Here is a 20,526-nt window from a genome sequence, read left to right on the forward strand (position 1 = left end):
GGGACGGGGTTCAGGGGGCGGCGGAATCGACCCGGCGCAGCACGAAGGTGGTGCCCACCTCCGGGTCGCGGCGCCAGCGCCCGTCGCCGGTGGCGACGAGATTCACCGTGTGGCCGCGGCGGGCATTGAGGGTGAGGCGCCCGTCGGCGAAGCGCCAGGTGACCGGATCGAACACCGTCAGGCCGCCGTCGCGGCAATTGTCGAGGATGCGCACGGGAGCCGGGGCGGTGCCGGGCGTCAGCTCGATGCGGCAGACGTCCTGTTCGCGGTAGCGGTCGAGGGCGTAGGTGCCCGGCGCCGGGCCTTCGCCCGGGGGTGCGGCCTCGGGTGCCGGGGCGCTGCGCGTGTCCGGGGCGGCGCTGCCCGCACCGGCGTAGCCGGCACCGGGGCTGGTGGGGACCGCGTCGGTGGGCGGCACCATGGCGACGATCTGGAGCGGCACCAGGCTGAAATGCTCGTCGCCCGCCGCGGCCACGAGGCTGCGGGCATCGACCCGGGCGGCGAATTGCAGCACCGGCCGGACGTCCTTGTCGACGAGGCGCAGGTTGCCGTCGGCGAAGAGCCAGCCGGCGATGTGGTTGAGGATCGGCAGGGCCCGGCGGCATCCGGCCGGGAAGGACAGGCGCCGGCCCGCCGGCCCGCTCGCGCCCGAGAGGGTCAGGACGCAGCGCCGGGTGCTGCCGTCCCGCGACAGGTCCCAGGTGCCCGGCACCCCGGCGATGTCGCGGGGCAGGCTCTCGACGAAGGGCTGCTCGGGCGTGCCCGCACCCGGCGCGGGCGCGGCTTCCTGGCCCGGCGCGGGCGCCGCCTGCGGGGCCGGGGCGGTCTCCTGCGCCAGGACAGGTCCTGGCAGCGCGAGTCCTGCCAGCACGAAACCTGCCAGCACGAAACCTGCCAGGCCGGAGGCGCGGGCGGCGATGAGGCGGGTGCGGATCATGCCTTGGCCGTCCAGGGCGTCTCCGCCACCGGCGTCAGCGGCCCGCGTCCGTCGAACCAGGCGACGAGGTTGTCCACCACGAGCCGGCCCATGGCCGCGCGGGTCTCCACCGAGGCCGAGCCCACATGCGGCAGCAGCACGACATGGTCCATGGCCACGAGCTCGGGCGGCACGTGCGGCTCGCGGGCGAAGACGTCGAGGCCGGCGCCCAGGATCGTGCCGGCCTGGAGCGCCCGGATCAGCGCAGTTTCGTCGACGAGGCTGCCGCGGGCGACGTTGACGAGGAGGCCCTGCGGCCCCAGCGCCTCCAGCACCGCCGCATCGACGATCCCGTTGGTCTCCGGCCCGCCCGGCGCCACCACCAGCAGCACGTCGGAGGCCTCCGTGAGGCCGAGCAGGGTGGGGTGGTAGGCGTAGGGCACGTCGTCCTGCGGCCGGCGGCCGTGATAGGCGATCGTGACGCCGAAGCCTTCGAGTCGCCGGGCGATGGCCCGCCCGATCCGCCCGAGCCCGAGGATGCCCACATTGCGCCCGCGCAGCGTGGGGGTCAGCGGGTAGGTCCGGCGCGGCCAGTGCCCGGCGCGCAGGTGGCGGTCGGCCTGGGGGATCTGGCGCACGGTGGCCAGCAGGAGGCCGAGGGCGAGGTCGGCGACCTCGTCGGTGAGCACGTCCGGGGTGTTGGTGACGACGACGCCCTGCGCGGCCGCCGCCGCCGTGTCGATGGTGTCGTAGCCGACGCCGAAGCTCGCGACGATCTCGAGAGCCGGCAGGCGCGCCAGCAGGGCCCGGTCCACCGGCGCCTGCGCGCCCGTCGCCAGGCCGCGGATGCGCGGGCCGGTCTCGGCCAGGAACGCCTCCGGATCGGGGGCGGTGTCGAGCCGGTGCAGGGTGAAGCGGCGCGCGACGGCGTCCATGACCTCGGGATGCATCGCCTTGAGCATCAGGATGTCGATGGGCTGCATGGGGATCTCGGCGGATATCGGGGTCGGCGCGGGGCCCGGCGGGGCCTGGATGGCGACAGCTTTAGGCTGCGGGTCCGGACCGGTCCAGTGACCCCGGAGCGGCATCCGACCCCCCATGCGGGCGCCTCCGGGCTGCCATCCGCCCGGCGCAGTCAGGCCCCCACTTCCGCCGGGCGCCTTGGAACACTACTAAAGGGTGACCCGAACCCGTTTCCCGATGAACAACCAGAACAGCCACGCCATGACCGCGCCGCGCACCCTCTACGACAAGATCTGGGACGACCACGTCGTCGATGTCGAGCCCGACGGCTCCACGCTCCTCTACATCGACCGCCACCTCGTCCACGAGGTCACCAGCCCCCAGGCCTTCGAGGGCCTGCGCGTGGCCGGGCGCCGGGTGCGCCATCCCGAGAAGACCCTCGCGGTGGTCGATCACAACGTGCAGACCTCGGACCGCCGCTTCGGCATCGAGGACCCGGAGAGCCGCATCCAGCTGGAGGCGCTGGCCGAGAACGTGCGCGACTTCGGCATCGAGTTCTACGACGCGCTGGACCGGCGCCAGGGCATCGTCCACGTGATCGGGCCGGAGCAGGGCTTCACCCTGCCGGGCCAGACCATCGTCTGCGGCGACAGCCACACCTCGACCCACGGCGCCTTCGGGGCGCTGGCCCACGGCATCGGCACCTCGGAGGTGGAGCACGTGCTCGCCACCCAGACGCTGCTGCAGAAGAAGGCCCGGAACATGCGCATCAGCGTCGACGGCACCCTGCCGCCGGGCGTGACGGCCAAGGACATCATCCTGGCGATCATCGGCGAGATCGGCACCGCCGGCGGCACCGGCTACGTCATCGAGTATGCGGGCTCGGCGATCCGCGCCCTCTCGATGGAGGGCCGGATGACCATCTGCAACATGTCGATCGAGGGCGGTGCCCGCGCCGGCCTGGTGGCGCCGGACGCCACCACCTACGCCTATGTCGAGGGCCGGCCGAAGGCCCCCCAGGGCGAGGCCTTCGCCCGCGCCAAGGCCTATTGGGAGAGCCTAGTGACCGACGAGGGCGCCCATTTCGACCGCGAGGTGCGCCTCGACGCCGCCAACCTGCCGCCGATCGTCAGCTGGGGCACCAGCCCCGAGGACGTGGTCTCGATCTCCGGCGCCGTGCCCGATCCGTCGCGGATCGCGGACGAGAACAAGCGCCAGTCGAAGGAGAAGGCCCTGGACTACATGGGCCTGACGCCGGGCACCAAGATCACCGACATCACCCTCGACCGGGTGTTCATCGGCTCCTGCACCAACGGCCGCATCGAGGACCTGCGGGCGGTGGCCAAGATGGTCGAGGGCCGGAAGGTCCACGCCAACGTCTCCGCCATGGTGGTGCCGGGATCCGGCCTCGTGAAGCAGCAGGCGGAGGCCGAGGGGCTCGACCGGATCCTGAAGGCGGCCGGGTTCGACTGGCGCGAGCCGGGCTGCTCGATGTGCCTCGGCATGAACGCCGACCGCCTGAGCCCGAACGAGCGCTGCGCCTCGACCTCGAACCGCAACTTCGAGGGCCGGCAGGGCCATCGCGGACGCACCCACCTCGTCTCCCCCGCCATGGCGGCGGCGGCGGCGGTGGCCGGCCGCTTCGTTGACATCCGCGAGTGGCGCAGCGAGGCCTGAGCCCCGATCGCCGGGCCGGCCGAAAAATCCGCCCGGGGGCGGCAAGAATCCCCGCGCGGGCGGATTGACGGCCGGCCCGGCCCCGCCTAAACGAAACCCCGTCGGCGCCGCAGAGCGGCCTCGGCGAGCCCAGGTGGCGGAATTGGTAGACGCGCTGGTTTCAGGTACCAGTCTTGCAAGAGGTGAAGGTTCGAGTCCTTTCCTGGGCACCAATGTTTTGAGCAACGTCTACGGCTCAGAAATCTAAAGACCGGATCTGGTGTCGAGATCAGCGGACAGCGCCATGGCGGCGTGTGGCACGCTTCTTACCCTCCACCATCCGATGACGCAATCAGACTTCTCTGAAATGCGATCTAACTCGCTCCGCGACATCGATAACCGGCACTTCGGTACTGGCCGGACCCTTCCCGTGCATCGCTACTTCGCGATCCTGTCGCCATGGGCGGCGAAAACCTTTCCAGGCCTCTCCCGCTGAGACGTCGCCGTTGTCGGCCGCCGCGACGTCCATCGCCGCCGAGCGGGCGCCTGAATGGCGTGGTGCCGAGGCTCCGTTCCGAGCGCCCGTCACGCATGGATCGGTTCCTGCATCGCGCACGTTTCCCATGGTGCGTCACAGCATGAGGATGCCGCGATGTCGTTGTTACGCGAAGCCGCCGAAGACCTGGATGCGATGGCGACGGCGGCGCGGGAGGCCATCGACCGGCGCCTGCAGGGTCTGGCCGGCGACGAGGCCGGGCGTTTCTGGTCGGCCGTGGCGAAGCTCTACGCCCGGGGCCTTCCGGAGATCGCGGCCGCCGTGCCGGTGGCGGTGATCCCGCTGATCAATCCGCTTCCAGACCGTACTCCGCCAGAAGCGCCGCCCGCCGGCCTCGCAGCGCAAGCGCCTTGATGGCGTGGTTGCGGCTCGTCGTGAGGATCGCGGCCGCCGTTTCATGCTGAGTGCCGCGCATCGTGTCGGCCAGGGCGGCGAGTTCCGAGGCGGCCGCTTCCTCCGCCGCGATGCCCGCCCGAAGGGTATCGAGCACGGCCTGAACCATGGGAATGACCTGAGGGTACCGAACGTCGTCTCTCATCCTCGGCCCCTATCTCCTTGCGCCCCGTCGCGCGCTCCGACTCGACCCGCCGCGCCCCTGCTCGCGCGCGATCCGCGACAGGGTAGCCTCCTGGGCTCAGGGAGCAAGCGGGTGCGCGCGGGCGCGGGCGTGGCCTCGGGTCGGGCGGAGACGCGCCGCGGCATCACCGCAGGCGGACAGCCTGGATGATCTCGGGCTTCGAGGCATGGACCGCGACGAAATTCGGCGGCCCCTGAAAGTTCTCGTCGCGCGGGTCGTAGCTCCGGAAGGCGGCGCCCCGGGGCATGATCGGGCCGAGAACGAAGCCGTGGCCGGTCAGCACGCGCCAGAAATCCAGCAGCAGGAACTTCGTGTAGATGTTGATCATGCCGTATTCGAACTGGATGACCGAGATCTGCCCCTCGCGCAGCATCCGCGAGAAGCCCTCCAGAACCAGGTGTTCGGCGCCCTCGACGTCGATCTTGAGGAAGTCGATCCGCGCGATGCCGCGTTCCGCGCAGTAATCGTCGCCCCGGATGACCTCGACGCTGCGCCTGGTCCAGGTGCCCCTGTTGATGGCGGTGCCTTCGATCAGGGAGCTCAGGCCGTCCTTCCTGGGATTGACGTTGATCTCCACGGATCCGGGCGTGTCGGACAGGCCGAAATCGTTCGCGACCACCCGGTCGGAGCGCACGTTCGCGACGAACTTCGCGTAGGTCTCGGGAACGAGTTCGAAGGCGTGCAGCTCGGCGTCCCGGAACCGGGTCAGGCAGGCGTTGGCGTATTCGCCCTTGTTCGCGCCCACGTCGAAGATGGTCTTCGTCTCGAAGCGGGCGAGCGTGTCGAGGAGATTGTACTCGCCGTTGGTCCGCATGTCGTAGTTCAGGTTGTTGTAGCTCTTCGCATACGCATTCGCCACGTGATACGCGGCGGTCGAGAGCGGACCGAAATTCTGCGAGAGCAGACGGTTCACCGTGCGGACGGCGCGATCGAGCAGGCTCATGCGTGGGGTCTCCGAAGGCAGGTCAGGTCGGCGGGCGCTGCGCGACCGTCGGGGAGCGCGGGTTCCAGCCGAACCGGGCCGGGACGGCTTTTCTCAGTGCCGCGTGCCGCCCGTCGGCTCCGGGGCCGGTGCGAGCGCCAGGGCCTCGGTCAGCGGGAATTCCAGCACGATCTCGCCGGCGGCGTCCTCCACGAACAGTACGGCCCGGAGGAGCTGCGGATCGCTGTCGGCGCCCTGGAGGAGCTGGCGGGCCAGGAGCCGGGCGGCGTCCCAGGCGGCGTCCGCGTTCGGCAGGTCGCGGCCGTCGGGGTCGACCACGACGTCGTCGCCGATATGCGTGTGGAAGTAGTAGCGCTGCATGAGTGCCGATCCCATTCTGCGCCGCCCGGTGCCGGCGCGTCCCGGGGAGATAGGCGCGCGCAGGGCCGCGGGGCAGGGGTCAGCGCTTCTTGCCGAGTTCGGCCGCGATGTCCTTGGTCATGCGGCCGACCTTGCGGTGGGCGGCCGTGAGCTGGTCCTGGGTGACGCCCCAGCGCTTCATCCAGAACTCCACCGCCTTGCGCTCGGAGAGGTCGAGGCGGTCCTTGTCGATAAAGCCGCGCTTGTCCTTGAGGCCAGCCATGAGAGATCCCGTCCGGTCGGGCGCGGAGCGGCGCCGGACCGGGATATGGGACGCCGGGGCGGCCGGGGCGAGGCGGCGCTGGCCTGCACGCGCCGCCTCGGCGGAACCCGCGGACGGAATCGGCGGGCGGAGCTAGCGCGTCGGCGCGCCGGTGCCCTTGCCGGCCGAGCCCGGCGAGGCGCCCGAGCCGGCATCGTTGGCGCCCGTGCTGTTGGCGGTGCCGGAGCGGCTCTTGTCGCCCGTGGAGGGTCCGCTGCCGGCGGCCCCCGGGGACGAGCCGGCGCCGGCGTCGTTCGGGCCGGTGGTGTTCATGGTCCCGGACTTGGTGGTGCCGGAGCCGCCTTCCGCCGCGAGGGCGGCCGATCCGAGGAGGAGGGTGCTGGCGAGCGCGACTGCGAAGACCTTCATGGCGTTTCTCCCTGATGTTTGGCGTGAAGCACGCGGGAGGGTAACGCCACGCCGGCAGGGCATGTTCGGCCCGGGACCGGTCCGGGGCGCCTGCGCGGGATCGACCGGATGCGGCGACAAGGCCCGTCGCTGTGGATACCGCGCCGTCCGACTGGCGTGCTGCACAAAAATTGCACAGGCAGGACGGCACGCTTCAGGAAAGTCGATTCGCCGATGCCGCTGACCAAACGCCGCCTCCTCGTCGCCCTCGGTCTCGGCGCCGCCCTGCTGTCCTCCGCCGGTGCCCGGGCGCAGGACGCGCTGGCGGGGATCGCCAAGGCCAAGCTGGTCAGGATCGGCATCCCCACCGACTACCCGCCCTACGGCTTCGTCGGGATCGACCTGCAGCCCATGGGCCTCGACGTCGACGTCGCCAATCTCATCGGGGCGAAGCTCGGCGCCAAGGTCGAGCTGGTGCCGGTGGTGAGCGCCAACCGGATTCCCTACCTGCAGACGAAGAAGATCGACCTCATCGTCTCGACCCTCGGCAAGAACGAGGAGCGCCTGAAGATCATCGACTTCAGCGCCGCCTACGCGCCGTTCTACCAGGGCGTGTTCGCCCTCAGATCCATGAGCATCAAGAGCTTCGACGATCTCGCCGGCAAGTCCGTCGCGGTGACCCGCGGCGCCATGGAGGACGAGATGCTCGGTAAGGTCGCGCCGGCCTCGACCCAGATCCAGCGCTTCGAGGACCAGGCCGCGACCACCGCCGCCTTCGCGGCGGGACAGACCCAGGTCATCGCCACCAGCGTCTCGAACATCGGCGTGCTGACCCGCAAGAACCCGAGCCTCGGGGTCGAGTACAAGCTCCTCCTGCGCGACAGCCCCTGCTTCGTCGGCGTCGCCAAGGGCGAGGACGCCCTCCTGAAGAAGGTCAACGAGATCGTGCTGGCGGCCAAGGCGGACGGAACCCTGGAGGCCCTGTCCCAGAAGTGGCTCAAGCGCGGCACCGGCGACCTGCCGCTCTGATCCGTCCCGCCCGCACGGTCCGCCCTGGTGGGGACCGTGCGACCGTCGCCCCCCCCGGGTTCGTTCGCCACGATGCCGCTGCAGCTCGATTTCACGAGTATTCTCGTCCAGTGGCCCCTGCTCCTGCGCGGAGCGGCCTGGACCGTCGGGTTGACCGCGGTGGCGACGCTCCTCGGCGCCGCCCTGGCGATCGCCTGTGCCTGGGCGCGCTCCGGCGGACCCCTCGCCCTGCGCTGGCTCGTGGGCGCCTATGTCGAGCTGATCCGCAACACGCCCTTCATCGTCCAGCTGTTCTTCGTCTTCTTCGGCCTGCCGGAGGCCGGCATCCGCCTGTCGCCGGCGACGGCCTCGGTCCTCGCCATGACGATCAACCTCGGCGCCTACGCCACCGAGATCCTGCGCGCGGGCATCGAGGCGACGCCGCGCGGGCAGATCGAGGCCGCCGAGAGCCTCGCGCTCACCCGCGCCCAGGTCTTCACCCGGGTGGTGCTGCCGCCGGCCCTGGGAAAGGTCTGGCCGGCGCTCGTCAGCCAGATCGTCATCGTGATGCTCGGCTCGGCCGTCTGCGGCCAGATCTCCACCGAGGAGCTGAGCTACGCCACCAACCTGATCCAGAGCCGCAACTTCCGCGCCTTCGAGACCTACATCGTCGGCACGCTGTCCTATCTCGGCCTCGCGATCCTGGTCCGGACCCTGCTCAACTGGGCCGGGCCGCGCTTCCTGTTCGGCCGGTAGGGGGGCGCCATGCCGGACTTCACCCTCTGGGACATCCTGCGCAACCTCGCCCTCGCGGCGCGCTGGACCGTGGCCCTCTCCCTCGTGGCGTTCCTGGGCGGCGCCCTGGTCGGCCTCGTCCTGCTGCTCGTCCGGCTCGCCGGCGGCCCCTGGCTCGGCCGCGCGGTCGGCGCCTACGTCCAGCTGTTCCAGGGCACGCCGCTGCTGATGCAGCTGTTCCTGCTGTATTTCGGCCTCGCGGCGATGGGCTTCGACACCTCCGCCTGGCTCGCCGCCTGCGTCGCCCTCACGCTCTACGCCTCGGCCTACCTCACGGAGATCTGGCGCGGCTGCGTCGCCGCCATTCCGCGCGGGCAATGGGAGGCCTCGGCGAGCCTCGCCCTCAGCTTCGGCCAGCAATTCCGCCACATCATCCTGCCCCAGGCCCTGCGGATCGCGGTGGCGCCCACGGTGGGCTTCCTCGTGCAGGTCGTGAAGGGCACGGCGCTCGCCTCCGTGATCGGCTTCGTCGAGCTGACCAAGGCCGGCGGCATGATCGCCAACGTCACCTACGAGCCGATGCTGACCTATGGCTGCGTCGCGCTGATGTACTTCGTCCTGTGCTTTCCCATCAGCCTCTGTGCCCGCGTCCTCGAAAGGAAACTCGCGATGAGGACCCTCGCATGAGCGCCGCCCCGAACGCGCCGCCGGCCGGTGCGGGCGAGCCCCACACCCAGGTCGGCGCGCCGATCCTGCACATCACGGCCCTGCGCAAGTCCTACGGCGCGCACGAGGTGCTGCGGGGCATCGACCTCGACGTGGCGCGGGGGGAGGTGGTGGCGATCATCGGCAAGAGCGGCTCGGGCAAGAGCACGCTGCTCCGCTGCATCAACGGCCTGGAGGCCTTCCAGCACGGCTCGCTGATCGTCGACGGCCGGCACCTCCTTCACGACAACCCGAAGGCCATGCGCGAGCTGCGCCAGGGCGTCGGCATGATCTTCCAGAACTTCAACCTGTTCCCGCACCTCTCGGTGGGGCGCAACGTCATGCTGGCCCCCCACCTGGTGAAGCGGCGGCCGGGACCGGAGAACGCGGCGCGCGCCCGTCGGCTCCTCGCCCGGGTCGGCCTCGCGGAGAAGTTCGACGCGATGCCGGACAAGCTCTCCGGCGGGCAGCAGCAGCGGGTGGCGATCGCCCGGGCGCTGGCCATGGACCCGGCCATCATGCTCTGCGACGAGATCACCAGCGCCCTCGACCCGGAATTGGTGGGCGAGGTCCTGCGGGTCGTGGAGACCCTGGCCGAGGAGGGCATGACCCTGCTGATGGTCACCCACGAGATGAGCTTCGCCCGCAAGGTCGCCAACCGGGTGATCTTCATGCACCAGGGGCTCGTCCACGAGATCGGGACCCCGGCCGAGATCTTCGGAGCGCCGCGGACGCCGGAGCTGCGCCAGTTCCTGTCGTCGCTGCAGGATTAGGAGGGGTCCGGCTCAGGCCGCCTGGGCCGGCTCGATGTCCTCGCGGGAGGGCTCGTAGGCGCACCACTGGCAGTAGCCCTGGTCGGCGGCCTTCGGTGCGTTGCGCTGCGAGCAGCGGGGACAGATCAGCACGGACAGCTTCGTGCCGCGCAGGCGGGCGTAGCCGCGGCCGCGGAAGGTGACGGCCACCGACTCTCCGGGCTGGGAATCAGGGCTGGATGACATCGGGGCTCCTCGTTCCGTGATCGACGAGGATCAACGGCCAACCTTCGCATCGGTTCAGGCCGATCCCCAGACAATGCCGCGCCGCCGCATTCGGATCTGGCGCCGTCTCAGGCCGGGCGCCGGGCCGCGCCGCTCTCTCCCGAGGCGGATTGCGGACCGAAACGGGCATCGACGGCCGCCATGGTCCGCGCCAAGAGCGATGACAGGGCGGCGATCTCCGCCTCCGTCGTCGGCACCGAGCCGGAGCGGGCCTGGGCCTCGATCGCGCCCAGGGTCTCTGCCAGGGCGCGGCCGCCGATGTTCAGGCTCATCGACTTCAGGCTGTGCGCCGTCCGGGCCACCGCTTCGGCATCGGCTGAGCCCCAAGCGGCCTGCAGGTCCGCCAGGGCCCTCGGAGCGTGCTCCCGGTAGAGGCCGAGGATACGGGCGGCGAAATCGCCTCCGGCCCGGGCCGCCATGTCGACCAAGCCCGCGACCACTTCCGCGTCGAGGAGCCCGTCGGATTCCGATTCCGACGCCGCGACGGGTGTGCCCGCCGGCTCGGCCGCGGTCCCGGCCACCGGCGGCAGGGCGGACTGCGTGTCGGGCACCAGGAAGCCCGCCAGCGTGTCGGCCAGGGCCGACAGGGTGAAGGGCTTGGCGAGCTTGGCGTCCATCCCGGCGTCGCGCCAGGCTTCGGCGCCCGCCCCGACCACGTGGGCGGTGAGGGCGACGATCGGCGTGCGGGGGCGGCCCTCGGCGCGCGCCTCGGCCCGGATGGCCTCGGCCGCCGCGTAGCCGTCGAGGACCGGCATGCTGCCGTCCATGAGGACGAGGTCGAAGGTCCGGTCGCGGCAGGCTTCCAGGGCCAGGCGTCCATCCTCCACTAGGGTGACGGCCGTGACGCCGCAGCGGGCCAGGGCTTCGCGGGCGACCTCGCGGTTCACCGGGCTGTCGTCGGCCACGAGGATGCGGGCGGCGGGGAATTGCGGCAGGCGCGCGCGGGCGGCCGGGCCGGCCGCGCGCACGGCGAACGGCGTGCCGCCGGCGAGCGCGGCCAGGGCCACGCGCCATTCCTCCTGCACCACCGGCCAGGCCAGGACGTGGTCGGCCCAGCCGGCCTCCAGGATCGGGGCCGCGGCCGGGTCGCCGAGGCGCGCCAGGGCCATGACCCGGCCCGCGCCGGTCGGGCGATGCCCGAGGGCCAGGATCGTCGCCGCATCGGCGATCCAGTGGGCTGTGCCGGCCTCGGCGCTCTCCGCCGCCAGGGGGGCGAAGCCGGTCTCGGCGAGGCGGCGCGAGAGGCTGTCCCGGGTGGCCTGCCCCGGCACGGCGACGACGATCCCGGCCGCGACCGCGTCCGCGCGCCGGATGGGGGCGGAGGCGTCGGTGTCGATCGCCTCCAGGGGCAGCTCCGCCCAGAAGGTCGAGCCCTCGCCGAGCACGCTGTCGACGCCCATGCGGCCGCCCATGGCGAGGGCGAGGCGATGGGCGATCGAGAGGCCGAGGCCGGTGCCGCCGAAGCGCCGCGTGGTCGACTGATCGACCTGCGAGAAGGCCGAGAACAGGGTTCCGACCTTGTCGGCCGGGATGCCGACGCCGGTGTCCCGCACGCTGAGCCGCAGCATCCCGCCGGCGCCGCGCTCCAGCCGCACCAGCACCGATCCGGAGGGCGTGAACTTCAGGGCGTTGTTGACGAAGTTCGAGAGGATCTGACCGAGGCGCACCGGATCGCCGGTCACCCGGCGCGGCACGTCCGGGGCCACGGAGGCGGCGAGATCGAGACCGTTCTCGACGGCCTTCTCGGCGAACAAAGAGACCACGGTGTCGACGATCTCAGAGGGGTCGACGGGGATGCGCTCCAGGTCGAGCTTGCCCGCCTCCACCTTCGCGAAGTCGAGGATGTCGTTGATGATCGCCAGCAGGCTCTGGCCGGAGCGCGCGACCACCTCGGCGTAGCGCTGCTGCCGCTGCGGCAGTTCGGAGGCCGCCAGGAGCTCGGCCATCACCAGCATGCCGTTCAGCGGCGTGCGGATCTCGTGGCTCATGGTGGCCAGGAAGGAGGACTTGGCGGCGTTGGCGGCCTCGGCCGCCTGCTTGGCCTCGTGGAGGTCGGCCGTGCGCTCGGCGACGTCGGCCTCCAGGCGCTGCATGTGCCGGGCGAGGCGCGCGTCGCGCTCGCGCACGGTCTCGAGGAGCGCGTTGAACGATCGCGCCAGGACCCCGACCTCGTCGTCGCGCACGATCGCGGCGGCCCGGCTGTAGTCCTGCTCGACGCGGACGCTGTCCATGGTGCCGGCGAGCGCCGCGATCGGCTGCGTGATCGCCCGCTGGATCGCGTAGGAGATCGCGAAGCCCAGGACCATGACGAGGCTCGAGATCAGGGCCGAGGTCCGGAGCAGGGCGAGCAGGCGACCGTTGAGGTCGGCGAGGTCGGAGACGAGGATGAGGCTGCCGACGATCCGCCCGGCCTCCGCGACGGGCACCGACACCAGGGCGGTCCGGCTCGTGAGCAGCGCCAGGGGCGACTGGCCCTTGCGCAGGTCGAAATCATCGGCGAGGCGGGCCGTGAGCCCGCGATCCGCCAGGATCGAGCCGTCCGGGCGCTCGATGGCGGCATAGACGAGCTCGGAGGCCATGCCCTCGCGGGCGTCGGCGCCGTCGGTCTCGGTCCCGGCACCATCGAACTTGCCGATGGCGTTCAGGACGCGGCCTGCCCCCGCCGGATCCCCGGCCGCCGTGGCCTGGGCGCCCGACGCGGCGAGCACGTTGGCGATGGCGACGAGGGAGTCGCGCTTGTCGTCGGCGTAGCGGTTCACCTCCTGCCAGAGCGAGAGCAGCGTTCCGGCGAGGAAGGCGAGCGCCACGGAGGCGAACACCGCCAGGGCGAGGCGTCCGGCCAGGGTGCGCTGTCGGCGCGATTGGCGGGCGGACGGTCGAGGGTCGCCGGAGCGGTCGGGCGCGGGCCGTGGATCGGTCATGGTCGCGCAAGCTTACGCCGTGTTGGTTGGAAGGGTCTTAATCGCCCACGGTCTGCGACCCGCGATGCAGGGCGAACGGGCCGCGAGGCTGGTGTCCGCGACGTCAGGTCATCCATTTCGGGCGGATACCGGAAGATGAGGCGGCGATCAGGCGTCGAGGGCGCGACCCCGAGACCTGTGCGGATACGCAAGCAGCCTTCATGGAAGCCCTGCGGCGTGGGCCGGAGCGCAGGGAATCATTCATCAAGCCGGGTGATTTTGCCCGATTTGCCGGAATCTTAAGCGCTCGCGGCTAGACCGGAGCCGGGCTTCCCGCGACCCGTCCCAACCGTGCCCCGGCAGGTCGCCCGATCCGAATTCCACCCCGTCCCATGTCCGATCCCGCCAGCCCCGATCGCGTCGTCGCGAGACACGGCCGCCCCGTCCGGGGCGGGGGCAGGTGGCTGCGCGCGGTCGTGGCCCGCGCCTCCGTGCGGCGCTTCCGGAAGGATCAGTCCGGCGCCATGGCGGTCGAGTTCGCCATGGTCCTGTTCCCCCTCTGCATCCTGATCTTCTTCGTCCTGGAGAACGCGTTGGTCTTCTGGGTGACGTCCGCCCTCGACAACGGGCTCGACGCCTCGATGCGGCAGTTCTACGTCCAATCCGGCGCCTCGGCGACGTCGCTGCTCGACTCCGTGCGCGGTGAGGTCTGCCGCCAGGTCAATCCGTTCGTGCGTTGCGAGAACCTGAAGGTCGATATCGGCGTCTACGACAGCTTCACGCGGATCGACCGGAGCAGCCCCATCGACGCGGCCTCCGGAACCTGGCGGGCGGATTTCGGTGTCCAGCACGGCTGCCTCACCAAGGGAAGCGTGGTGGTGGTCCAGGCCGCCTTCGCCCAGCACACCTTCCAGAAGTTCGGCGTCGTGAAGAACCAGTTCCAGGACGGCAGCTGGCTCATCAACGCCACGGCCGTGCTGCAACTCGAAGGCAACTCCACCGGCGGCAGCGGCTGTTGAGGCATGCCCGTCGCGCCTCCCCGCCCCGTGATCGCGATCCAGCGGATGAAGGAGGGCCTCGCCCTTCGCTTCGCCCGGGCCGAGGACGGCGTCGCGATCCTCGAATTCGCCCTGATCGTGCCGGTGCTGCTGCTGATCTACTTCGGGACCGTGGAGCTCACGAGCGTGATGCGCAACGTGCGCAAGGTCGACATCCTGTCCCGCACCATCGGCGATACGCTGTCCCAGCGCACGATCCCGACGGCCGCCGAGGTCAACGACGTGTTCCAGGTGGCGCCCATCGTGCTCGCTCCCTTCGAGAGCGGCGGGGTGCAGATGACGGTGAGCGCGGTCGGGGTGGTCGGCGACGGCGAGACCGGTCCGCTCCAGGTCTGCTCCAGCGTGGCCGCATCGGGGTCGCCGGTCCGGGCGGCCGGGGCGCCGGCGCCCGTCGCCGAGGCCGACAGCATCCAGCCGAAGGGGACGCGCATGCTCCTCGTGGAGATCAGCGCCACCTACAAGCCGGTGGCCGGCACGGCCTTCTTCAAGGATGGGGCGGGCTTCGCCATCACCCGCAAGACCCTGTGGCCGGTCCGCTACGGCCGGCGCTACGCCAGCATGAGCCCGGAGGTCGTGCTCGGGAACGGCGTCTCCTGCCCGCCGCGCTGAGGGCAGCGGAACAGCCTCGCCGCTCGCGCGGCGCTGCCCGTCGGCCGACCCGGGCCTATTGCGTGAGCTGCGTGTCAGCGGAGCTCGGGCCGACGCCGGCCGGCACCGGCACGTCGGTGCTGCCGTAGCGGGCGTTCAGCATCAGGTTGGGGCCGTCGTAGAGGTTGATCGTCCGGGCGACGATCACCGTGTAGGCCGACTGATCCGCGACCGGCTTCTTGGAATCGATGATCAGGCGCCCGAGGGGCAGGTAGATCGTCCCCAGGAGCGTGCGGGCGTTGTCGCTGATGATCCGGTACTCGCGCAGGGCGATGAAGCCGCCCGGGGCGGGCTTGGCCTTGCCCTTTCCGCTGAGCGGCAGGGGCAGGATGGCGGGGATCGTGGCGTTGCGGTCCTCGAAGAACAGCAGCCCGGCCAGCAGGCCGTCCTTCGGCGCGGTGAGGCTGACGGTGCTCTTCTCGTCGAAGAGCAGGCCGCCGCGCACGCCGGTGAAGTAGAAACCGGTGTTGACGCCGCTCAGGCTGCCGCCCTTGTCGACCACGAGGGGGCCGTCCTTGAGGATGTAGATCCCGGGCTGCAGCGTGACGACGGCGCCCTTGGTGACGTGAAGGCCGCCGCAATAGGTGCCGGGCTGCAGGGTCACCGTCCCGCTGACGACGTTGACGCCGTAGGTCGGGTCGTCGATGCCGTCGATGAACTTCTTCGGATCGACGAAGAAGCCGAGGCTGATGCACGAGCCCGGCGCAGGACCCTGCCGGTCGATCAGCGGATCGCGCAGGGCGGGGCAGCCGGTGGCGGGCGGCGGCGTGAAGTTCGCGCCCGAGCCGGAATAGCCGCCGGCCGAGCAGGTGGAGAGGGCGGTGGCCACCGCGGCGTTCTCGCCCTGGATGCCCTCGGGGTTGGCGGAGTTCGAGTAGAGCGAGCAGTCGGTGGCGGTGATGCGGGCCGCGCTCTCCAGGTGGAAGGCGCCCATCGCCTGGCGGTCGAGGGCGAGCAGGCACAGCCGGGTGGTGCCGGCGAGCTTCGCCGTCGAGGAGACGCTGACCTCCAGGCTCGGGACGTTGAGGAGCTTGCCGAAGGACAGGGCGACCTGCTCGGTGAGCGTGAGGCGGACGCCGGAATGGTTGTTGAGGACTTCGGCCGTCACGGCCGGGGGCGCCGCGCTGCCGCTGCGGGCCTGGGCCAGGGCCATGGTCTTGGCCGTGCGGATCGCCGCCGCATCGTCGGCATTGGCGAGCTTGAACTGGTTGACGCCCGCGATGCTGCCGCTGTCGGCGGCGCGCTGGAGCTCCGCCCGCCGCTTCACCAGGGAGGCGTAGTCGATGGCCACGGCGCTCAGGCCGGTCAGGATCGGGAACATCAGCGCGACGATCACGAGGACGCCGCCGCTCCGGTCGCGCTTCAGCCGGTCGAGAAGGAGAAGAACGTTGACGAATGTCATGGCGCCGTCATGTCTTGAGCCGGGTTTCCAAGGGCTGAAGCCGTTCGTCGCGAATCCCGTACAGCGCACACAAAGCGGGGGACCGCGCGTCAGGATGCGCGCCGAACCGCGCCGGAAGCCCCGTTCCCGCCCGCCGCCGCACCGGCCTGCAGGGACGGCTGGTCGTGCGCCCGGAGGAAGGCGTCGACGCAGCGCGGGTCGAAATGCGTGCCCGCCTGTTCCCGCAGATAGGCGAAGGCCTCGCCTTGCGACCAGGCCTGCTTGTAGGGACGGTTCGAGGTCAGCGCATCGAACACGTCGGCGACGGCGACGATGCGGCCGCACAGGGGGATCGCCTCGCCGCGCAGGCCCCAGGGATAGCCGGTGCCGTCCCAGCGCTCGTGGTGGGTGGCGGCGATCTCCGCCGCGACCTGCACGAGGTGGGACGAGCTGCCCTCGAGGATGCGGCGCCCGCGCTCGGCATGCAGCTCCATCTCGCTGCGCTCCACCGGCGTGAGCGGGCCGGGCTTGAGCAGGATCGCGTCGGGGACGCTGATCTTGCCGACATCGTGCATGGTGGAGGCGAGGCTGAGTTCGCGGATCTCCGCCTCGGGGAGCCCGAGGGCCCGGGCCGTCAGGGTGACGTAGGCGGCCACCCGGGCGACGTGGTCGCCGGTCTCGGTGTCGCGATGCTCGGCCGCCTTCATCAGCATCGTGACGATCTCGCGCTCCCGCGCCTCGATCACCGCGGTGGCGGCCTTGACCTCGCGGTCGAGCCAGGCGGCGCGGTCGCGCTGCTCCAGGCGCGCCCGGTTGAGGGCCAGGAGGTTGGTGACCCGCGCCCGGACCTCGGAGGCCTCGAAGGGCTTGCCGATGAAGTCGGTGACGCCGCTCTCGAGCGCCTCGCGGCGCAGCTCGCGCGCGTTCATGCTCGTCACCATGACGAAGGGCACGTGCGCGAAGCCCGGCACCGCCTGGGCGGCCTTCAGGAAGGCGAGGCCGTTCATCCCCGGCATGTCGAAATCCGAGATCGCGACCCCGATCGCCTCGGCCTGCGCGCGGACGAAGGCCAGGGCCTGAGCAGGCTCGGTGAACGCGACCGTCTCGCAGCCCGGCAGGCCGCGAATGGCTTCGCCCATCAGGACATTGTTCAGCGGGTCGTCGTCGAGGATCAGAACATACATCAAAACTCAACCATCAGACGCGCGCCCTAACCTCGGTTTATGGGGCATGCTTCTCTACAAAAGGTTGAAATGATCTTCGTGCTCTATTGGCTCCGGGCCTTTCGCGGCCGCCTTGATTCCTGCTCCATCTCTGCGTGTTCCTGCGATGCGCGCCACAGCTCCGAATGGAAAGGGGCCGGATACGAGGCGCGTGCGCCCCGCATCCGGCCCCCAGGCCGTGTCATCGGGAACGGATCGCCCTACTCGGCGGCGATCTGGCTGGGCCGGACCGCCTCGACGCGGGCGGCGCAGAACTTGAACTCCGGGATCTTGCCCATGGGGTCGAGGGCCGGGTTGGTCAGGAGGTTGGCGGCGGCCTCGGCGTAGCAGAACGGCATGAAGATCATGCCCACCGGCACGTCGCGGTCGGACCGGACCTTGAGCTCCACCGCGCCGCGGCGGGTCTCCAGGCGCATGGTGTCGCCCGGTTCCAGGCCGAGGCGGTAGAGCTCCCGCGGCGCCATGAAGGCCACGGCCTCCGGCTCCAGGGCGTCGAGCACGCCCGAGCGCCGGGTCATCGATCCGGTGTGCCAGTGCTCCAGCACCCGCCCCGTCGACAGCACCATCGGGAACTCGGCGTCGGGCACCTCGTCCGGCGGCACGACGTTGGCCGGGACGATCTTGGCCCGCCCGCTCGCCGTCGGGAAGCCGGCATAGAAGATGATCTCGTTGCCGGGCTGGTCGGGACCGTCGACCGGGTAGGTCACGGCGCCCTCGCGCTCCAGCCGCTCCCAGGTGATGTTCTTCAGGGACGGCATCACCTGCGCCATCTCGGCGAAGATGTCGGCCGGGCCGGTATAGGTCCAGTCGAGCCCCAGGCGACGGGCGAGCTCCTGCAGGATCCACCAATCCTGGCGCGCGTCGCCGGGCGGCGGGACCACCGGCTTGGCGATCTGCACGCGCCGGTCGGTGTTGGTGAAGCTGCCCGCCTTCTCGGCGAAGGCCGAGGCCGGCAGCACCACGTCCGCGTGGAAGGCGGTCTCGGTCAGGAACAGGTCCTGCACCACGAGGTGGTCGAGCATCGCCAGGGCGTGGCGGGCGTGGTTGAGGTCGGGGTCCGACATCGCCGGGTTCTCGCCCTCGACGAACATGCCCTTGATCTCGCCCGCATGGATGGCGCGCATGATCTCGACCACCGTGAGGCCGTTCTTCGGATCGAGGGACTGGCCCCAGAACGTCTCGAACAGGTCGCGGACGGTCTCGTTCTCCACCGACTGGTAGTCCGGATAGACCATCGGGATCAGGCCGGCGTCGGAGGCGCCCTGGACGTTGTTCTGGCCGCGCAGCGGGTGCAGGCCGGTGCCGGGGCGGCCGATCTGGCCGGTGGTCAGCGCCAGTGCGATCAGGCAGCGCGAGTTGTCGGTGCCGTGCACGTGCTGGCTGACGCCCATGCCCCAGAAGATGATCGAGGCGCGGGAGCGCGCGTAGAGCCGGGCGACCTCGCGCAGGGTCTCCGCGTCGATGCCGCAGACCGGGGCCATCTTCTCCGGCGTGAACTCGACGATGCGCTCCCTCAAAGCCTCGAAGTTCTCGGTGTACCCGGCGATGTACTGCTCGTCGTAGAGCTTCTCCGTCACGATGACGTTGAGCATCGCGTTGAGCATCGACACGTCGGAGCCGGGCTTGAAGGCGAGGTGCTTGTAGGCGTGCCGCGACAGGACCTGCCGGCGCGGATCCATGATGATCAGCTTGGCGCCGCGCTCCTTGACCGCGTTCTTGATGAAGGTCGCGGCCACGGGGTGGTTCACCGTCGGGTTGGCGCCGATGATGACGATGACCTCGGCGTCGAGGGCCGCCGCGAACGGGGCCGAGACCGCGCCGGAATTCAGGCCCTCCATCAGGGCCGCCACGGAGGAGGCGTGGCAGAGCCGCGTGCAATGGTCGACGTTGTTCGAGCCGAAGCCGAGGCGCACCAGCTTCTGGAAGAGGTAGGCCTCCTCGTTCGAGCCCTTGGCCGAGCCGAAGCCCGCCAGGGCCTTGCGGCCGACGGTGTCGCGGATGTGCTTGAGGCCGCCGGCGGCGCGCTCCAGCGCCTCCTCCCAGGTCGCTTCGCGGAAGTGGGTCCAGGGATTGGCCGGATCGACCTGGTCGTTGGCGTCCTTGGCCACGTTGTCGAGGCGGATCAGCGGCTTGGTCAGCCGGTGGGGGTGGTGGACGTAGTCGAAGCCGAAGCGGCCCTTCACGCAGAGGCGGTTCTGGTTGGCTGGCCCGTCACGCCCCTCGGCGTAGACGATCTTGTCGTCCTTGACCTTGTAGGAGACCTGGCAGCCGACGCCGCAATACGGGCAGAGGGAATCCACCTCGCGGTCGGGATAGACGGTGCGGGTCTGGCTGTCGTCGAGATAGGCCGCCGGCATCAGCGCGCCGGTCGGGCAGGCCTGGACGCACTCGCCGCAGGCGACGCAGGTCGACTGGCCCATCGGGTCGTCGAAGTCGAACACGGGCTTGGCGCTGGACGAGCGGTAGGCCATGCCGATGACGTCGTTGACCTGGACCTCGCGGCAGGCGCGGACGCAGAGGTTGCACTGGATGCAGGCATCGAGGTTCACCCGCATGGCCGGGTGGCTCCAGTCTCCCTCCCAGCGCTGGGCCGCCGGGAAGCGGCTCTCGGTGACCTCGACATGGTCGGCCTGCGCCCAGAAATGCGAGGTCGGATCGTGCGAGATCTCGCGGGCCGGCTGGTCGGCCACCAGGAGCTCCATCACCATGGCGCGCGCCTTGGTCGCCCGCTCCGAGGCCGACTTCACCTTCATGCCGACGCCCGGCACCCGCTTGCAGGAGGCGGCGAGCACGCGCTCGCCCTCGATCTCGACCATGCAGGCGCGGCAATTGCCGTCCGGCCGGTAGCCCGGGGCGGGCTTGTGGCAGAGGTGGGGGATGTGCGTGCCCAGGCGCTGGGCGACGGCCCAGATCGTCTCGCCGGGGGCGGCCTCGACCTGCTGCCCGTCGAACTCGAAGACGACGCCGGGGATGCCGGCCGGCATCTCCTTGAGGCCGAAGGTGCCGCTCGGGGCGGGACCCGCCTGGCCGCCGGACTGGGCGCCCTCCGAATAGGTGCTCCCGGCGCCCGGGTTGGCGCCGTCCGCCTTGCCGCCCGCATCCTGCGGGCCGGTGGGCGTGGTGGCGTGGGCTCCGCTGAGACCCGAGTTCTGTGTGCCGCTGCTCATGGTTCCGCTCCAGTCATGGTGCAGGAAAATCGGGGCGCCGGAAA

20 protein-coding genes and 1 tRNA gene are annotated in these 20,526 nt (G+C 70.9%); 9 read left to right on the forward strand and 12 right to left on the reverse strand.

What is annotated here, in order from left to right:
- Nucleotides 1-10: 10 nt before the first annotated feature.
- Both AC0IWM_RS09540 and AC0IWM_RS09545 read right to left on the reverse strand, forming a co-directional pair.
- Complete coding sequence (locus AC0IWM_RS09540) at nt 11-937, reverse strand: AprI/Inh family metalloprotease inhibitor (RefSeq protein ID WP_471754628.1); 927 nt, start codon at nt 935-937, stop codon at nt 11-13.
- Nucleotides 934-1,899 (reverse strand): 2-hydroxyacid dehydrogenase, encoded by a 966-nt coding sequence (locus AC0IWM_RS09545; RefSeq protein WP_471754630.1) that lies wholly within the window; start codon nt 1,897-1,899, stop codon nt 934-936. Before AC0IWM_RS09545 ends, AC0IWM_RS09540 begins: the two co-directional genes overlap by 4 nt.
- Before the next feature lie 241 nt (nt 1,900-2,140).
- On the opposite strand from AC0IWM_RS09545, the gene leuC reads away from it, so the two are divergent.
- The 3 genes from leuC to AC0IWM_RS09560 all read left to right on the forward strand — a co-directional run bounded on the left by leuC (nt 2,141) and on the right by AC0IWM_RS09560 (nt 4,445).
- On the forward strand, nt 2,141-3,556 hold the full coding sequence (gene leuC / locus AC0IWM_RS09550) for a 3-isopropylmalate dehydratase large subunit (protein ID WP_471754865.1): 1,416 nt from the start codon (nt 2,141-2,143) through the stop codon (nt 3,554-3,556).
- Nucleotides 3,557-3,683: 127 nt separating this feature from the next.
- A tRNA-Leu gene (locus AC0IWM_RS09555) sits at nt 3,684-3,768 on the forward strand.
- A gap of 419 nt (nt 3,769-4,187) precedes the next feature.
- Nucleotides 4,188-4,445 carry a hypothetical protein gene (locus AC0IWM_RS09560; RefSeq protein ID WP_471754632.1) on the forward strand — a complete coding sequence of 86 codons (258 nt, stop codon included), beginning with the start codon at nt 4,188-4,190 and terminating at the stop codon, nt 4,443-4,445.
- Here AC0IWM_RS09560 and AC0IWM_RS09565 read toward each other — a convergent pair.
- The 5 genes from AC0IWM_RS09565 to AC0IWM_RS09585 form a co-directional block, all read right to left on the reverse strand.
- The gene (locus tag AC0IWM_RS09565) at nt 4,378-4,593 is read right to left on the reverse strand and encodes a hypothetical protein (protein WP_471754634.1); all 216 of its coding nucleotides are present in this window, start codon (nt 4,591-4,593) and stop codon (nt 4,378-4,380) included. The genes AC0IWM_RS09560 and AC0IWM_RS09565 overlap by 68 nt on opposite strands.
- Nucleotides 4,594-4,792: 199 nt before the next feature.
- Nucleotides 4,793-5,611 carry an FkbM family methyltransferase gene (locus tag AC0IWM_RS09570; protein WP_471754636.1) on the reverse strand — a complete coding sequence of 273 codons (819 nt, stop codon included), beginning with the start codon at nt 5,609-5,611 and terminating at the stop codon, nt 4,793-4,795.
- A 93-nt stretch (nt 5,612-5,704) separates the two neighbouring features.
- Nucleotides 5,705-5,971, reverse strand: coding sequence for a DUF6894 family protein (locus AC0IWM_RS09575; RefSeq protein ID WP_056477430.1), 267 nt, complete (start codon nt 5,969-5,971; stop codon nt 5,705-5,707).
- A gap of 79 nt (nt 5,972-6,050) precedes the next feature.
- Nucleotides 6,051-6,233 (reverse strand): DUF3606 domain-containing protein, encoded by a 183-nt coding sequence (locus AC0IWM_RS09580; protein ID WP_003600567.1) that lies wholly within the window; start codon nt 6,231-6,233, stop codon nt 6,051-6,053.
- Between the two features lie 132 nt (nt 6,234-6,365).
- Nucleotides 6,366-6,641: a hypothetical protein gene (locus AC0IWM_RS09585; protein WP_471754638.1), complete on the reverse strand. Its 276-nt coding sequence runs from the start codon at nt 6,639-6,641 to the stop codon at nt 6,366-6,368.
- 213 nt (nt 6,642-6,854) lie between these two features.
- Between AC0IWM_RS09585 and AC0IWM_RS09590 the strand changes: the two genes are divergently transcribed.
- The 4 genes from AC0IWM_RS09590 to AC0IWM_RS09605 all read left to right on the forward strand — a co-directional run bounded on the left by AC0IWM_RS09590 (nt 6,855) and on the right by AC0IWM_RS09605 (nt 9,841).
- The gene (locus AC0IWM_RS09590; RefSeq protein ID WP_471754640.1) at nt 6,855-7,649 is read left to right on the forward strand and encodes a transporter substrate-binding domain-containing protein; all 795 of its coding nucleotides are present in this window, start codon (nt 6,855-6,857) and stop codon (nt 7,647-7,649) included.
- Nucleotides 7,650-7,721: 72 nt separating this feature from the next.
- On the forward strand, nt 7,722-8,384 hold the full coding sequence (locus AC0IWM_RS09595) for an amino acid ABC transporter permease (protein ID WP_471754642.1): 663 nt from the start codon (nt 7,722-7,724) through the stop codon (nt 8,382-8,384).
- 9 nt (nt 8,385-8,393) lie between these two features.
- Nucleotides 8,394-9,050, forward strand: coding sequence for an amino acid ABC transporter permease (locus AC0IWM_RS09600; protein WP_471754644.1), 657 nt, complete (start codon nt 8,394-8,396; stop codon nt 9,048-9,050).
- Complete coding sequence (locus tag AC0IWM_RS09605) at nt 9,047-9,841, forward strand: amino acid ABC transporter ATP-binding protein (RefSeq protein ID WP_471754646.1); 795 nt, start codon at nt 9,047-9,049, stop codon at nt 9,839-9,841. The genes AC0IWM_RS09600 and AC0IWM_RS09605 overlap by 4 nt, the downstream gene beginning before the upstream one ends.
- A 12-nt stretch (nt 9,842-9,853) precedes the next feature.
- On the opposite strand, the gene AC0IWM_RS09610 is transcribed toward AC0IWM_RS09605, so the two are convergent.
- Complete coding sequence (locus AC0IWM_RS09610; protein WP_471754648.1) at nt 9,854-10,066, reverse strand: hypothetical protein; 213 nt, start codon at nt 10,064-10,066, stop codon at nt 9,854-9,856.
- Between the two features lie 107 nt (nt 10,067-10,173).
- On the reverse strand, nt 10,174-13,026 hold the full coding sequence (locus AC0IWM_RS09615) for an ATP-binding protein (RefSeq protein WP_471754650.1): 2,853 nt from the start codon (nt 13,024-13,026) through the stop codon (nt 10,174-10,176).
- Between the two features lie 503 nt (nt 13,027-13,529).
- On the opposite strand from AC0IWM_RS09615, the gene AC0IWM_RS09620 reads away from it, so the two are divergent.
- The gene (locus tag AC0IWM_RS09620) at nt 13,530-14,024 is read left to right on the forward strand and encodes a TadE family protein (protein ID WP_162240990.1); all 495 of its coding nucleotides are present in this window, start codon (nt 13,530-13,532) and stop codon (nt 14,022-14,024) included.
- A gap of 3 nt (nt 14,025-14,027) precedes the next feature.
- Nucleotides 14,028-14,672: a TadE/TadG family type IV pilus assembly protein gene (locus AC0IWM_RS09625; RefSeq protein ID WP_471754652.1), complete on the forward strand. Its 645-nt coding sequence runs from the start codon at nt 14,028-14,030 to the stop codon at nt 14,670-14,672.
- 55 nt (nt 14,673-14,727) lie between these two features.
- Here the strand turns inward: AC0IWM_RS09625 and AC0IWM_RS09630 are convergent, their stop codons facing one another.
- The 3 genes from AC0IWM_RS09630 to fdhF all read right to left on the reverse strand — a co-directional run bounded on the left by AC0IWM_RS09630 (nt 14,728) and on the right by fdhF (nt 20,482).
- Nucleotides 14,728-16,113, reverse strand: a complete 1,386-nt coding sequence (locus AC0IWM_RS09630) for a pilus assembly protein TadG-related protein (RefSeq protein WP_471754654.1) — start codon at nt 16,111-16,113, stop codon at nt 14,728-14,730.
- A gap of 89 nt (nt 16,114-16,202) precedes the next feature.
- Entirely contained in the window at nt 16,203-17,276 is a 1,074-nt protein-coding gene (locus AC0IWM_RS09635) for a response regulator (RefSeq protein WP_471754656.1), read from the reverse strand.
- Between the two features lie 239 nt (nt 17,277-17,515).
- Entirely contained in the window at nt 17,516-20,482 is a 2,967-nt protein-coding gene (gene fdhF, locus AC0IWM_RS09640; RefSeq protein ID WP_471754658.1) for a formate dehydrogenase subunit alpha, read from the reverse strand.
- Nucleotides 20,483-20,526 lie beyond the last annotated feature (44 nt).

Source organism: Methylobacterium sp. AC433, assembly GCF_979253015.1.